14 protein-coding genes are annotated in these 14,942 nt (G+C 43.3%); 13 read left to right on the plus strand and 1 reads right to left on the minus strand.

Annotated elements, in window-relative coordinates; translation table 11 throughout:
* Positions 1–173 precede the first annotated feature (173 nt).
* From purQ to E3K36_16090, 8 genes are all read left to right on the plus strand, one after another.
* The gene (purQ, locus tag E3K36_16055; GenBank protein MCF6156707.1) at positions 174–959 is read left to right on the plus strand and encodes a phosphoribosylformylglycinamidine synthase I; all 786 of its coding nucleotides are present in this window, start codon (positions 174–176) and stop codon (positions 957–959) included.
* Positions 960–1,111: 152 nt separating this feature from the next.
* Positions 1,112–1,606, plus strand: a complete 495-nt coding sequence (gene nuoE / locus E3K36_16060) for an NADH-quinone oxidoreductase subunit NuoE (GenBank protein MCF6156708.1) — start codon at positions 1,112–1,114, stop codon at positions 1,604–1,606.
* 61 nt (positions 1,607–1,667) lie between these two features.
* Positions 1,668–1,892 (plus strand): hypothetical protein, encoded by a 225-nt coding sequence (locus tag E3K36_16065; protein ID MCF6156709.1) that lies wholly within the window; start codon positions 1,668–1,670, stop codon positions 1,890–1,892.
* Positions 1,841–2,233 (plus strand): type II toxin-antitoxin system RelE/ParE family toxin, encoded by a 393-nt coding sequence (locus E3K36_16070; GenBank protein MCF6156710.1) that lies wholly within the window; start codon positions 1,841–1,843, stop codon positions 2,231–2,233. Before E3K36_16065 ends, E3K36_16070 begins: the two co-directional genes overlap by 52 nt.
* A gap of 34 nt (positions 2,234–2,267) precedes the next feature.
* Positions 2,268–3,950, plus strand: coding sequence for an NADH-quinone oxidoreductase subunit NuoF (nuoF, locus tag E3K36_16075; protein MCF6156711.1), 1,683 nt, complete (start codon positions 2,268–2,270; stop codon positions 3,948–3,950).
* Positions 3,951–3,958: 8 nt separating this feature from the next.
* Positions 3,959–5,896, plus strand: a complete 1,938-nt coding sequence (locus tag E3K36_16080) for a PAS domain S-box protein (protein ID MCF6156712.1) — start codon at positions 3,959–3,961, stop codon at positions 5,894–5,896.
* 385 nt (positions 5,897–6,281) lie between these two features.
* On the plus strand, positions 6,282–7,472 hold the full coding sequence (locus E3K36_16085) for a response regulator (protein ID MCF6156713.1): 1,191 nt from the start codon (positions 6,282–6,284) through the stop codon (positions 7,470–7,472).
* A 14-nt stretch (positions 7,473–7,486) separates the two neighbouring features.
* Entirely contained in the window at positions 7,487–8,125 is a 639-nt protein-coding gene (locus E3K36_16090; protein MCF6156714.1) for a hypothetical protein, read from the plus strand.
* Positions 8,126–8,384: 259 nt separating this feature from the next.
* Here the strand turns inward: E3K36_16090 and E3K36_16095 are convergent, their stop codons facing one another.
* Complete coding sequence (locus E3K36_16095) at positions 8,385–9,179, minus strand: cyclase family protein (GenBank protein ID MCF6156715.1); 795 nt, start codon at positions 9,177–9,179, stop codon at positions 8,385–8,387.
* Positions 9,180–9,714: 535 nt separating this feature from the next.
* On the opposite strand from E3K36_16095, the gene E3K36_16100 reads away from it, so the two are divergent.
* The 5 genes from E3K36_16100 to E3K36_16120 form a co-directional block, all read left to right on the plus strand.
* On the plus strand, positions 9,715–9,978 hold the full coding sequence (locus E3K36_16100; protein MCF6156716.1) for a hypothetical protein: 264 nt from the start codon (positions 9,715–9,717) through the stop codon (positions 9,976–9,978).
* 294 nt (positions 9,979–10,272) lie between these two features.
* Entirely contained in the window at positions 10,273–12,201 is a 1,929-nt protein-coding gene (locus E3K36_16105; protein ID MCF6156717.1) for a glycosyltransferase, read from the plus strand.
* Positions 12,198–13,385 (plus strand): HD domain-containing protein, encoded by a 1,188-nt coding sequence (locus E3K36_16110; GenBank protein ID MCF6156718.1) that lies wholly within the window; start codon positions 12,198–12,200, stop codon positions 13,383–13,385. Before E3K36_16105 ends, E3K36_16110 begins: the two co-directional genes overlap by 4 nt.
* A gap of 159 nt (positions 13,386–13,544) precedes the next feature.
* Positions 13,545–13,757, plus strand: coding sequence for a hypothetical protein (locus E3K36_16115; protein MCF6156719.1), 213 nt, complete (start codon positions 13,545–13,547; stop codon positions 13,755–13,757).
* 800 nt (positions 13,758–14,557) lie between these two features.
* On the plus strand, positions 14,558–14,942 hold a 385-nt coding region (locus E3K36_16120), incomplete at its 3' end, for a hypothetical protein (protein MCF6156720.1).

Consider the following 14,942-nt stretch of genomic DNA (forward strand, 5'->3'; position numbering starts at 1 on the left):
ACCCCTCTTTCCCCTCCTTCGCAAGGAGGGGACTTCGTCGTGAGCCCAGTCGAACGATGAAAGGGAGGTAAAGTATAAAAAACCCTTCCGATTTCTCCTTCGGAAGGAGGGAATGATGGGGGTAAAAATACTTACTAAAAAAGGCAAAATTCAATAACTCAATTTATAACAACATGTTAACACCAAAGGTATTAATCCTCAGAACGGCTGGTACAAATTGCGATTACGAAACCCGATACGCCTTCGAAAAGGCAGGGGCAAAGGTGGATGTTGTTCACATCAACGTCCTCCTTGCCAACAAGAAACTATTGAAAGATTATCAAATATTAACCCTGCCGGGCGGGTTTACCTATGGCGATGATGTTTCCGCAGGTAAAATACTGGCAAACCAGATCAAATACAATTTGGAAGAAGATATTAAAACCTTTATTCATGAGAAAAAACTCATCCTTGGTGTATGTAACGGATTTCAAACACTGACAAAGGCCGGGTTATTGCCATTTATTAATAAAAATCACCAGGAGGCCACTTTAACCTTTAACGACTCGAACAAATTCGAAGATCGATGGGTGTATTTAAAAGTTTGTTCGAATAAATCTGTCTTTATCAAGGATACTGACATTCCGGCAATATATCTGCCCATAGCACACGGGGAAGGGAAGTTTATCACAAAGGACGAAACAGTCCTGAATAAAATCACAATGAATCATCAGGTCGTCTTTAAATACGTAAACGAGCGTGGTGAAGAAGCAGGCTACCCATGGAATCCCGCCGGTTCCATTCAAAATATAGCAGGTATCTGTGACCCGACCGGTCAAATCCTGGGTATGATGCCCCACCCTGAAAGACACGTAGAACCGACACAGCATCCGCATTGGACACGCAACGGACTCAAGGAATGGGGAGACGGGTTTTTCATTTTTAAAAATGCAGTTCAATATGTGAAAACGAGTTTCTGAATATCTGGTACTGCATAGCCGTAACCAAAGATAACCACCCCTCTTTCCCCTCCTTTCCTTGTGAAGGAGGGGATAAAGGGGAGGTAAAACTTTATATAAAAAGATATATTTACCGGATAATGCTGTAAAGCAATAAAAGGAGATATGACATTATGCAGAAAACTGTTACCATAAACAAAGAAAATACATCTGCGGTTGATTTATCCAAATGTCGGTCCATACTTTCAAAATATAACAACGCAACCCCTGCAGACCTTATCCCTATCTTACAACAAGTGCAGGATGCGTATGGATATTTACCCCAAAACGCTTTGGAAGAAATAACAACCGGAACACGCATCCCCCTGAGCAAGATTTACGGCGTCATCACCTTTTACTCACAATTTTCTTTGGAACCCAGGGGCAAACATACGATTAAGGTTTGTACCGGTACGGCATGCCATATCAAAGGTGCACCTGATATAAAGAAAAAAATCACGGAAGTCCTTCGGATCAATGAGGGAGAAACAACACAGGATTACAAATTCTCGTATGAACCGGTAGCCTGTCTGGGAACATGTTTTCTGGCACCGGTCATGATGATTGACGATAGATATTACGGAAAACTGACTGTTGAAAAAACAGAGACTATTCTTAAGAGCTATTAAAAGAATTTAGATAAAACAAATTGAATTGTACCGCCGAGACTTTTTTTAATTGGGGTTTTTTATGGCAAAGGCAAAAGAGGAAGCTATTAAACTCATTCAGAAATTACCAGATGAATGTACGATTACTGACATTATGGCAGAACTCTATTTCAAACAGAAGGTAGAGCAGGGTTCAAAAGACATTGAGGAAGGAAGAACTATGACTCATGCAGAAGTCAGAAAAAGGATGGCTAAATGGGTAAAATCCATTGGTCAAAAACAGCACAACGAAATCTTGAAGAAATAGCTGACTATATTGCACAAGATTCTCCTTTCTATGCAATAAACTTTATTGAAAGGGTTTTGCAAGATATTGAAAAGCTTGGTGATTTCCCAAAAATCGGGAGAATAGTGCCGGAATTTAAAAAAGAAAATATCAGAGAAATAATATTTCATAATTACCGGATTGTTTATAAGGCAAAGATTGCATATTTATTGTTTCATTATGTCATGGAAGTATTGATATCGTTAGAAAGGCAAAAACTGAAAGTTGGGAAATCAAATAATCTTACAGGAATATATGGAGAAATTGAAAACGACTTTATTTCTTTATTTAAAAGCCTTATAAAAAGGCCAAAGGAAATATGAAAAAGTTTTTGCAATTAAAAAAGGAGAATGTAACGTGGAAAAATTAAAAAACCCTGATGATCTCCAGAAGTTCAGGAAATCCCTTGAATCGAAACATCGCCCTGACACGGTACGCATATTTATCTGTACCACAGGTTGCAGGGCACTGGGAGCGGAAGAAGTATGCAAGGCATTCAAGACTGAGATTGAAAGGCAATCACTTACAGATAAGATAGAAATTGTAGACACGGGTTGTCAGGGTCTCTGTGCCAGAGCCCCCGTCATGACCATAGAACCCATGGGCGTTTTCTATGGACGGGTAACGGAAACCGATGTCCCGGAAATTATTTCCCGAACCATCCTGAAAGGGGAAATTATTGAACGTCTCTGTTATGTGGAGGCAGGCAAACGCGTCCCTTATATCCGTGATATCCCTTTTTACAGCAAACAAAAAAAGATTGTCCTTAAAAATTGCGGTACTATCGATCCAAAAAATATAAATGAATACATCCTGAGGGAGGGATATTTGGCATTTTCAAAGGTACTCTCCGGCATGACACCAGACCAGGTCATCGATGAGATTAAAAACTCAGGTCTGCGGGGCAGGGGTGGAGCAGGGTTTCCAACAGGAAACAAATGGGAATTCGTCAAAAAGGCACAGGGAGATATAAAATATTTAATCTGTAATGGAGACGAAGGAGATCCGGGCGCCTTTATGGACCGGGCAGTTCTCGAAGGCGACCCCAACTCAGTTATCGAAGGAATGCTTATCGGTGCTTATGCAATTGGGTCACGAAAAGGAATTATCTATGTACGCGCAGAATATCCCATCGCCGTGGAGCATCTGAAAATTGCCATAGAACAAGCAAAATCACTCGGTCTCTTGGGTGAAAACATCCTCGGATCAAATTTCAGCTTTGATCTGGACATCAAGATGGGTGCCGGTGCATTCGTATGCGGGGAAGAAACCGCCCTCATAGCCTCCATAGAAGGGAAGAGAGGCATGCCGCGTCCCCGTCCTCCATTCCCGGCAACCAGTGGTCTTTGGGGAAAACCTACAAACATTAATAATGTAGAAACCTTTGCAAATGTACCCGTCATCATCCTGAAAGGTTCTGAATGGTATAAGGCCATTGGCACAGAAACCAGTAAAGGTACAAAAATATTTGCCCTGGCAGGCAATGTGAAAAATACCGGCCTTGTTGAAGTTCCAATGGGAACAACACTCCGTGAGATTGTCTTTGATATCGGGGGAGGTATTCCGGGTCGGAAAAAATTCAAGGCTGCACAGATGGGTGGTCCTTCCGGTGGGTGCGTACCCGCCCAGCATCTTGACCTTCCCATCGATTATGAAACCGTTAAAGAGGTGGGGGCTATTATGGGTTCCGGTGGTCTTATTGTAATGGATGACTCAGCCTCCATGGTCGATATTGCACGGTATTTTATGGAATTTTGTCAGGATGAATCCTGCGGAAAGTGTGTGCCGTGCAGGATCGGAACAAAGAGAATGCTCGACATCCTCACACGGATTACCAAGGGGCAGGGCAAGAAAGAGGATATTGGTTTATTAAAGGAACTGGCCGAGGTCACCAAAACAGCGTCCTTATGTGGTCTTGGACAAACGGCAGCAAACCCGGTACTTTCTACCATCCGTTACTATCTTAATGAATACGAGGAATTAATCGATAAAAAAGGCGTCCACACTTCACCGCAACAGAATCCCACAACACAACCTTAAGGTGAAATATGAAGGTACTTCTCATCGGGGCAGGGAAAGGCGGATCTGCCCTTTTATCCATCCTGTACGAAGATAAGGAAATTGAGATTGTTGGAGTGGTGGATAACAATCAACATGCTGAAGGACTAAAGATTGCAAGGCAATACAATATCCCTGCCTACTCCCATTATGAAAACCTGATAAAAAGGGAAGATCTCGATGTTATCATCGATGTTACAAAAAATCCACAAGTACTCATTGATATAGAAAAAAATAAACCTGCAAACACTGAGATTCTGGGTGGTTTGAGTGCCAAACTTATATGGAGCCTGGTAGAGGAACGGAAGAAAAAAGAGGAGGAAATCCAAAAAAGTCTTTCTGAACAGAAGGCCCTTTACCGTATTGGGATTATGCTTTCCTCCGCGCGGGAAATGAATGAAGTGTTTCAAACCATCGTGAGAAGCGGCCTGGAAATAACAAACACTCCTGCCGGAAGCCTTGCTTTGTATGACGCAGAAAAAAACGAACTGGAACTCACCGCTGTACATGGTTTCAGCCCGGAGTTTTCTTTAAAAGCAACACGATGGAAGGTAAGACCCGGTGGCCTTACCAGCAAAATCCTTTCACAAAAACAGCCATTTGTGGTACCCGACATCAGCGGGGAGTCTTCAATCGACACAAAAGTTATTATGGCTGAAGGCATTCGCTCCCTGGTAGCCACCCCTCTCACCACTGAAAACAGGATTGTGGGTATCCTTTATGTAGACGATTACAAACCACGTACCTTTACCAAACGAGACATTTCTATCCTGGGACTCCTGGCAACACAAGCAACCATTGCTATCGAAAAGGCAAAAATACAAGAGCAGCTTGAATTGAAAAATCAGAAACTCAAGCATACCATGGATTACCTGCAAAATATCCTGGACAATTCTGCTGATATGATCATCACCACAGATATAGAAAATAATGTGGTAGAATTTAATAAATGTGCGGAAGAGATCCTGGGATACTTACAAAATGAGATTGCAGGAAAGCCGCTCGCTGGATTATTTACTAACCCAGATCAATGCAGAATGTTATTAGAAAAGATTAAAAGAGAAGGGAAAGTCTCCAATCAGGAAACCCAGTTTATCACAAGGGAAAGGAAGATCGTTGATATCAGCCTTACCCTGTCTCAGCTCAAAGATACTGCGGGGAATATGATCGGAACCGTTGGAATTAGCAAAGATATTACGGAATTTAAGAGAACCCAGGCACAACTCATCCAGGCTGGAAAACTTGCCGGTATAGGTCAATTGGCTGCCGGCATTGCCCATGAAATTAACAACCCGCTGAGTGGCGTATTAGGATACGCCAAAAGGCTTATGAAAAAGGCAGAGGACGAAGAACTCCGGAAAGTCCCGGCCTTCAAGACCTTCCCCAGAGAAATGAAACTGATCGCCGATTCCGCCCTGCGCTGCAAGAAAATCATCGAAGGCCTCCTGAAATTCTCCCGCACATCGGAGACAGAAAGTATGAACGTAAATGTGAATGAAGTAATTGATGAATCTCTGGTACTGTTCGGGAATCAGTTATCATCCCACAACGTTGAACTAAACAAGGTTTTAAACCCCGACATTCCCACGATTCGTGCAAATCATACTCAGATACAACAAGTTTTTACTGATATAATTATCAATGCACTGCAGGCCATGCCACAGGGAGGCAAACTGACGATCGTTACGAGGCCTATAAATTCTTTTGCTGTTGAAATTGAATTTACTGACACAGGGGAAGGTATCTCCAAAGAAAATTTAACAAAGATATTCGAACCATTCTTTACTACCCGCGAACCAGGCAAAGGAACAGGTTTGGGACTCTACATGATTTACAGGATTTTACAAAACCATCACGGACGTATCGATGTAAAAAGCGAGGTAGGGCAAGGTGCAACTTTTACGATAACCTTACCCTATAGCCATTAAACAAACACTAGAGAAAATTCAAGAGCGACGTAACAACGAAAAAGATTGCAGCGGGCAGTAAGCAGTGGGCAACAAATCCCGTTGCGAATTATCAACTGCCTAATCCGAACGAATCGGAAGGGTAAAATGAAAAGTGATCGATGGAAGACATCCCCTTCATCTTATCTTACGAAGGGGGAAAGAGGGGTGATTAAAAGTTCAATGCCTATAGTACCTTGCAAAAAATATTTTGACATTTTCAGCAAAAATATTTTTTGTAGTGGCAAGGCGCGCCTTGCCACTACGGTCTTTTCCGATTCATTCGGGTTAGGCTAAAAATAGACATAAAATAACTTACAGAATGAGAAGTTCTTAATACTATCGATTAAAATAGGGAGGATTTGCCATGCCAGGCGAAAGAATCTTAGTTATTGACGACGAAGAAATTATCTGCAGTTTACTCAAAGACACCCTGACCGATGAAGGATATCAGGTGGAAACAGTAACCGACAGCAAAGAAGGGCTTGAGAAGATTCTCAGGGGGGAACCTTTTGACGTACTCCTGACGGACATTCGTATGCCGAAAAAAGACGGGATGCAAATACTCAAGGAATCAAAAAGTCGCATGCCGGACATGATCGTTATCATCATAACCGGGTATCCGAGTATCGAAACCATTCGGGAGGCAAGTGAATACAATGCCTTTGATTATATTACAAAACCCCTCGATCCTGACGAGGTATGTGATTGTATTAAACGTTCCCTGGAAGCACGAAAATTATCCAGAGAACTAAAAATCCCCGAAAAACCGCCCAGGATACTTGTGGTAGACGACATGCAATCGGCATTGTTTCTGGCAGAAGGCGTATTGGAAGACGAGGGTTATCATGCAGAAATCGCACAAAACGGTCAGGAAGCCCTCGAAAGGTTCAAACAAAAACACTTTGATATCGTAATCGCCGACCTCCACATGCCTGGCATGGACGGCATCGAACTCCTGAACAACATCAAAAAGCTGGATATCAAGACGCTGGTCATCATCATGACGGCACGCCCCAGCATAGAATCGGCCATCCAGGCCTTCCGGCATGGTGCCTACGACTATATTACAAAACCTATCGACCCCGATACGATCATTAACACCATCCAGCGGGGATTTGAAAAACACCAACTCGAGATCAATACGGATAAATTACTAAAACGCCTTCAGGACTTACGCCAACAATTGATCGATGAAAATACATCGCTCATGAAAGAAAGAGACTCTGCGAATAACATCATAAATGCCGCACCGGACCTTATTATCACAACAGACGAGCATGCCAATATACGCACCATTAATAGCGCAACTGTAGGACTTCTGGGCTATAAAAAGGAAGAACTCCTGGGAAAATCCATTGATAGTATCTTTGACGAAAAGAAAAACTTTTTTACGGGAATGGATTTTGAGAAGATGTTAAAAGAAGGCCCCGTTTACAACTATCCCCTGACCTGCATCACAAATAAAGGTAGTAAGATAAAGACCGTCTGGTCTGGCGCTCCTATCCTCGACAAGGAAAAAGTGGCAAAAGGTGTTGTGGGAATCGGGAGAAAATAGTATACTTAATAAATATGAGAATAATATCTATTACCGGTACAGCCAGTGGCGTAGGGAAAACAACCGTTGCACGGTTTTTACTGCAACACCTGGAAGATTTTTCCGCCTTAAAAATCACCACAAAACACGAAGGTAATTGCCCCAGACACTCCGACTGCGATGTGTGTGAGACCATGAAGCGTCCGTACATAATCACTATTGACCCGCTTCTGATCAACCAATCTGGCAAAGACACCGCCTTATTTAAAAATGCCGGAGCCCGGAAGGTCGTCTGGCTTCAAGCCCACTCCGAATATCTGAACGTTGGCATTGCAGAAGCACTAACATACTTCAACAAAAACGATTCAATCATCGTGGAAGGGAATAGTTTTTTGCACGTTCACGATGCCGACCTCAGCATCCTTGTTGCCACACCCAGAGAAACGAAGATCAAGCGTTCGACAAGGCAAATCGTTTCCAGGATCGATCTGGCAGTAATTAACATATATGCAGATGACAATACAGACGACATCATGAAGACACAGGAAAGATTACATCAGATCGGTTGCTATGCACCTGTCCATATCATAAATCCGTTACAAGAAGATTATCCCCCAAACGAAATCTTCCTCACCCACATCAAAGAAATGATTGGGCAACCAGTCCGGTCCTAATAGAATTTTCATTTCTGGATAAAAAGCTGTTAAATAATGCCAACTGGATAATTTTTTCCAAACTATGATCAGCTAATGTTATGAACTTATAACCACCCCTCTTTCCCCTCCTTCGCAAGGAGGGGACTTCGCCGTGAGCTCAGTCGAACGATGAAGGGTAGGTCTTCCGCCAATTATGTAAGTAAATACATAATCGGTTAACACGTATCCCAGAAATCCGCATGATAAAATGAAAATTCCTATACGATTGAATTATTATTTATTTGGGCAGTATAGCCCAAATACGGCACTGCCCGCCTGATCCACCCTCAATCTTAATTGGTGCTATAATAAGCATGGCCCCCTTTGGGGGCAACTTGTCAAGGTTGGCCACATTCTCAAGGATGAATTTCCCGGCGCCATTGATACTATGATGAACAGGAAAGTCCGAGCAATTTCCACAATCCCCACTGAGGGTATCGATACCGACACCTTTAATATGCCTCTTTTCTACCAGGAAACCGGTTGCTTCTTTTGAATAGCCAGGAAAGTGCATCCATCCGTTATTGTCCTTGTTTTTGTAATCTTCAAAACTATTCCACCGCTTACTCCACCCGGTATGTAATAATACAATAGACCCATGGGGTATTTGTCCGTTTGCCTTTTCCCATAACAAGATGTCCGATTGTGAAAGGGTATAATCAGGATTTCGCTCCGCCTTGTCTGTTATATCGATGACAATAGCAGGACCGACCAGTTGTTCAAAAGGAATTTGATCAACTGAAGGTTGGTTTAGTTCAAAATGGTTGGGTGCATCGATATGCGTTCCCAGGTGTTCCGGTGTACTGTACCTGCCGGAAAATACCATATCCTTTTTGATATTGGCAATGACCTCGAACTTAAATGGGGTATAGTTCCCTACCGGCCAGTAGGCATTCTTTTCATTCAGGGGATAGGTCAAGTCAATAACCGCTGCCTTACCTTCCATGACATCTTCAAGTATGCCTGCCCATAAGCATGGTCCTTGTAAAAAGAATATTGTCCCCAACATAACCACTTTCAGAAATATTTTCATCCTGCTATTCTCCTTTTCATTATTAACTGCGTATCGATAAAAACTCGTATGGCGTTTCATGAAAATGCATACATACATGCATTATCGTCATTGCGAGCGACAGCGAAGCAATCTTAAGCCTTTTAGGAACAAGAGATTGCGGAGCCTGTTCTGAGCGTATCAGCGAGAAATCTCCGGGTTTGTTTCAGCTCCGCTTCGCAACCGCTCTACTCCTCGCAATGACTTTTTTTACGAATACACTTTGCTGAATATTAATTGTTATTAAACATACTTACATTAATTATTGCCAGAAGATTTTGCATAGTGGCCGCAACACTATGAAACGGAACAATTGCGGTTCTATGGCAGGTGAAAAGGAATAATTACTTTCGTTTAAAATCAATTGAAAATAAATAAATTTAAGTGACAATGGAAAAGAAATAGAATTTCAGGGTCTCCACCAAACCAAGAGTACATTTGAACAATTTCATTTGTAAAACGTTATCTGATCATATTAACTATAGCTATTGATAAGTAAGAATTGTGCGAGGGGAAGATGATTGAAAGTGGGAAATTCGGCATAGGTTATTTCAAAATAGACATGCAAGATGGAATGGAAATTTTCCTATCCGTTAGTCTACATTTCGAATATGGACCGGGAATTCAGAGAGATGGTATTACTGCACCGAGAATGACTGATCCAAAATCAGTAGATTATATAGCTAGTAATAATCCTTCGAATTTGCTCATCAAAAATCTAAATGCGACCTTTGCCATTTTATCATTTAAAAGCCTAAATGAGGACATAATTTTATTCTGAGATCATTTTCTCATGTGCCCTTTAAAAATATTTTTACTGAAATGTCAAAATATTTTTTGTAAGGAACTACAATCTTGGTATTATATCGTTTAAGAAACTTTCGATTTGATGCAAAAATTGGCTGCCAGCTTGTTTAAAATCATCGAACAATCCCGGCTTTTTGGAAGAGGACATATGGCAAGCTGACCTATCCGATGAGGTAGCACATTACAGGAGGTAAAATACACTAGAATGGACTTGCAAGATTACCAGGGTAAGCAGATCACGCTCTCAAACGACCGCAGGTGATTCTCCATGGAAGCTAAAAAGGTTCTCAGTCAGCTAAAGCAGTCCTTTGAAAAAAAGGAGGCTTCTGCGAAGGTCATTTTTTTCATCGCCATGGAAGGTTGGTCGCAGAAGGGCGGACAGGGTGATTATGTGCGTGAACTTTCCCAGGCCCTGGCCAATCACGGGCACCAGGTGTTCGTTGTCAACCCGTACTACGTACGCCCCCATGCGGATCTCTCACCGGATAGAGGCCAGTGGCTATTCGATACCGAGGTCCCTGTCGGGGGAGGTACATTGCCCTTTGGCGTCTTCTATAACAAAATAGGGGCGGTTCATTATCTGCGGTTCAGGGAGTCAGGCGGACTGCTTTACCCGGAGGTTTATCCGTCCATCAAGATCAACCATAGCATTTATTCCGATACTATGTATGCCTACATCGAGGCGATCATACTGTCCCGGATTGGCATGCATATAGCTGCGCAACTCCAGGTCAGGCCCGATATTCTGCATTTTAATGACTGGCAATCCGCGCTTGGACCGGTCTATGTGGAACAGGTCTACCGCCACCACCCTGCCTTTGCTCCATATCTCGCTGACACAGGCACCGTCTTTGTTGTTCACAATCTGGCCTATCAGGGGATGTTCCCTGGTACCTGGCTGATGCCGGAGAATGACCCGCTAACCAGGGAGTTGCTCGATCGCTGGATCATTCCACTGGGCGCCACTCATTATCATCGGGATGCCGTAGAAATTGATCCGTTCAGCCTGACACGGATGCCAGGTTATCTCCAGAGTACCACAGAAGGTGGTTTAGAGTACTGGTCTCATCTGATGCCTGGCAGGCATAACCTGCTGAAGGGTGGGCTTGAATTCGCCGGCATGCTCATAGCCGTCAGCAAGGGAAATCGCGACGAAATACAGTCTGATAGCCTCGGCTTCGGGCTGGGCGGGGTCATCGCCCGGCGGGCGGCTGCAGACGCCGTAGACTACGTGTACAACGGCGTGGACACTACGGTGCATAGGCCCGACCACCTCGGTGAACTTCTTGAAGTGGTGGACAAAGAAAAGGGCATGGAATTTGTCCAGTATGGCGCTGCAAGCCAGGACCTGCTGAAACGTCGGGCGCAAAACAAGGCGGCATTGAGGGCCAAGGTGAATAGATTGATCTCCACAGAACAGAGTAAGCCTGCCCCGGAGGAGGGTATATATTTTGGTCAAATTGATAGCAGCAGTCCCGGCGACCTTCTTGTTGCATCCGTGACCCGCATCGTACGGCAGAAGGGTCTGGATATCCTTCTCGTGGCCATGGACGAGGATAGAGAATTCGGCATCCATCAGGACGAGCGCCTGATCGACGTCCTGCTGCGTCTGCGGGGTTCGCAGGGTGAGAAGTTACAGTTCCTGGTACTGGGTAGCCCGGGGGACGCCCAGGGCGAAGCGCTGACGGCAGAACTCCGGAAGATAGCCAGACAATACGCATCGACAGGGCAGTTTGCCTCCATCCTCAGATTTGATCGTCGGCTTGCCAATCAGATCCGCTGCGCGACCGACCTGTTCTTCATGCCTTCCCAGTACGAACCTGCTGGTGTGGCCAACATTCAGGCGGCCATGGCAGGGGCCCTTTGCGTCGTTACCCGCACGGGTGGGCTGATCGATTTTGTGGAGAGCGGAGGGACGCACCCTGCCTTCACGGCGCCTGCATTTGATTATGATTATCCTCATACCATAAAGATTACAGCCAGGGAACTGGTAAGGGCATTCAGAACGGCCCTCAGCCTTTACGACGATAAAAGGAAATGGGAACGGTGCGTGCGCATCGCCATGCAGTTTGAGGGTGGCTGGTCTGCCCGGGTAGGTAAGTATATTGACATCTATACACGCTGTAAGGAATTGAAGAAGAACAATCACACATCACCGGTTAATACAGATCAAAAAATGGGAGTATTAAGACCATGATAAGGAAGGCGTTGCTTTTAAAGATTTTTGATGCTGCTTACATGCAAAGATGGAACGATAAGATACGCCCTATAGAGTTGATAGAATTGGATAAGCAAGCCCACAAGATGGTCATTGCCTATTTTTTAGGTAAATTTGAGGAGGGGAAAAATGAATTTCATTGGATAGACATCATTGAAGGGGGAATTTTTGAACTTTTGCAGCGCCTGGTTATTACTGATTTAAAGCCGCCCATTTTTTATGAAATAAAAAAAGATGCTGCAAAGTATAAACGATTAAATGAATGGGTGTATGGCGAGTTAAGGTCGATTCTGTCTCCTTTGGGAGAAGATCTTTGCAAAAGATTTAACGGTTATTTTCTCAAGACCGATGATACTTTAAATAAGAGGATCTTAAGCGCTGCGCATTTTTATGCCACAAAATGGGAATTTGACATTATAGAACGGGCAAACCCCAATGGCTATGAGATAGACAGGATAAAGAAAGACCTGCAGGAAAAACAGGAGAAATATTACGACCTAAAAGGTATGGAACAACTGACGAAACATATGAAATATGAAAATTTCATTAACTTATGCGGTCAACTCAGATTCCAATTACGATGGTCTCATCTCCACAGAATACCAAGGACATCCGTTTTGGGGCATTCGTTATTTGTCGCGATACTTTCTTATCTGTTTTCCCTGGAGATAAAAGCATGTTCACGAAGATGTGTAAACAATTATTTCACTGGCTTATTTCACGACCTGCCAGAGGTGCTTACCAGGGACATCATCTCTCCGGTAAAAAGATCCGTTGAAGGGCTGAGTGATCTCATAAAAGAATACGAGAAAGAACAGATGGAGAAAGAAGTATATGGCCTGATTCCAAGGGAATGGCACTCAGAAATTACCATGTTTACTGAAAATGAATTCGACAGTATTGTAACCATACAGCAGAAAAAGAAGAAAGTGACCAGCGAGGATATCCATGTTAAGTATAATGAGGACAAATTTAATCCGAGAGATGGAGAACTCGTTAAGGCATCTGACAGTCTCGCCGGATTCATAGAGGCATCAGCCGCAATACGGAACGGGAGCGCCAGTCCGGAACTTCAGGAGGCGAGATTGTCCTTAAAAAAAGAATATGAGAAAAAGAGCATTGCTGGGATAAATTTTGGAGAAATCTACGCAGATTTCGATTAAGACACTAAGGTGTTTCTCTGCCGGACAATCTGAGGAAAGTACAGGGGTCAGAAGGTACTGGGGTCATCAAACCTTCATTTTTCAATTGCCGCAACACTTTAGTTTTTTGAAAAACTATCAAGGCAAAGCCTTGTGCTGATTTCGCCCCGGAGGGGCAAATTGCTCATAGGCAGGCAATTTATTGCCTGTGTTAAGAGAAAGATAAAAATAAGCCCTGTAGGGGCGAATGAAGATTATGGATACAAAATCGTCTCAATCGTCCCTACGGGACTGTATTTCTCTTTGATAAAAATACAGGCAATAAATTGCCTGCCTATTGCCTCACGTCCCTATAGGGACTTAAAAAGCACAACTCATCTTTCAAAAAACTAAACTGTTTCCAATTGCCAAATATATCCGAATTAGGTCTGTGTTATCAATACTAATAGCAAAACGTTTTTTGGCAGTGTTCATCGTTATTAATTCAAGTTACGTACGTTGGGTTGAGTTAAGTAGGATGGGTTAAACGAAGTGAACCCATCGGCACAATGATCTTGTTGGGTGCGCTTCGTCCCTTCGACAAGCTCAGGATATGCTTTACTCAACCTATAAAACTTACGACATCACTTTAAGAAAACAATTCCCTCTTTCTCCGCAGTATGGTTCAGTCTTGTGTCATTACTTGAAAAATACACATCTGACCTGATTTTATTCTTTAATCTTAACAGGATGTCTACTTCCCGCTGGTTTACCACCTTTCCACTTGGCAAAACCCTCATTAACAAGGGAAAGCAATCTGGAGTCTTCATCCGCCCTCTCCATGGGAACAATAGCAGCAATCACCTTCTCCCTTTTCTGAATAAGCGGGATTGCACAGGCGTCCGTCTTTCTCGAACTGGTCTCAGCAAGAGCATAAAGATCCCGAAGAGATTGACCTTCTTATAAAGCAAAACGAAAAGAGATGCCTTGTAACACGCAATAGGAATGTGTTTATCTGCCTGACCACTCAACTCTTTCATAAGTATCATTCTCGTAGCGGAATGCTCATAATTCCCCATACATTACCAGATGATAATTTCTCACGTATAGCAAGAGCCATTATGAAATATGATTCAAATTTCGACGACGTGAAGAGGGAAATACTCCCCACATTTCCATTGACATGCAAGCCATAATAGGGATAATCTCATCTTATGCCGAGAACTGATATAAACGATAAGCTAAAAACCGCATGGATCAGGCAATTGAATGAAGACTGGAAGACGGCAAATTTCCTTTACTTTAAAGACTCTATGCGTCCCCCAAACTTTGAACTATCGTATTCAGGGGTGGCGTTGGGCAGATGGAAAGGCGGTTGTCACCGGCGTCTCTCCATCAGCATTGTTCTGATCAATATATATGCCTGGGAATACGTCCAGGAGGTCCTTTACCACGAAATGGTGCATCAGTATGTGGAGGAGGTTTTGGGCATCCGCGAAGAACTTCCTCACGGAGAGGCATTTAAGAGGATTTGCCAGGAAAAGGGGATTGATCCAACGGCTACGGGTGACGTTCAAACATGGATGAAAAAACGCAAAA

Origin of the sequence: Candidatus Brocadia sp., assembly GCA_021646415.1 — a bacterium.
Taxonomy (GTDB): domain Bacteria; phylum Planctomycetota; class Brocadiia; order Brocadiales; family Brocadiaceae; genus Brocadia.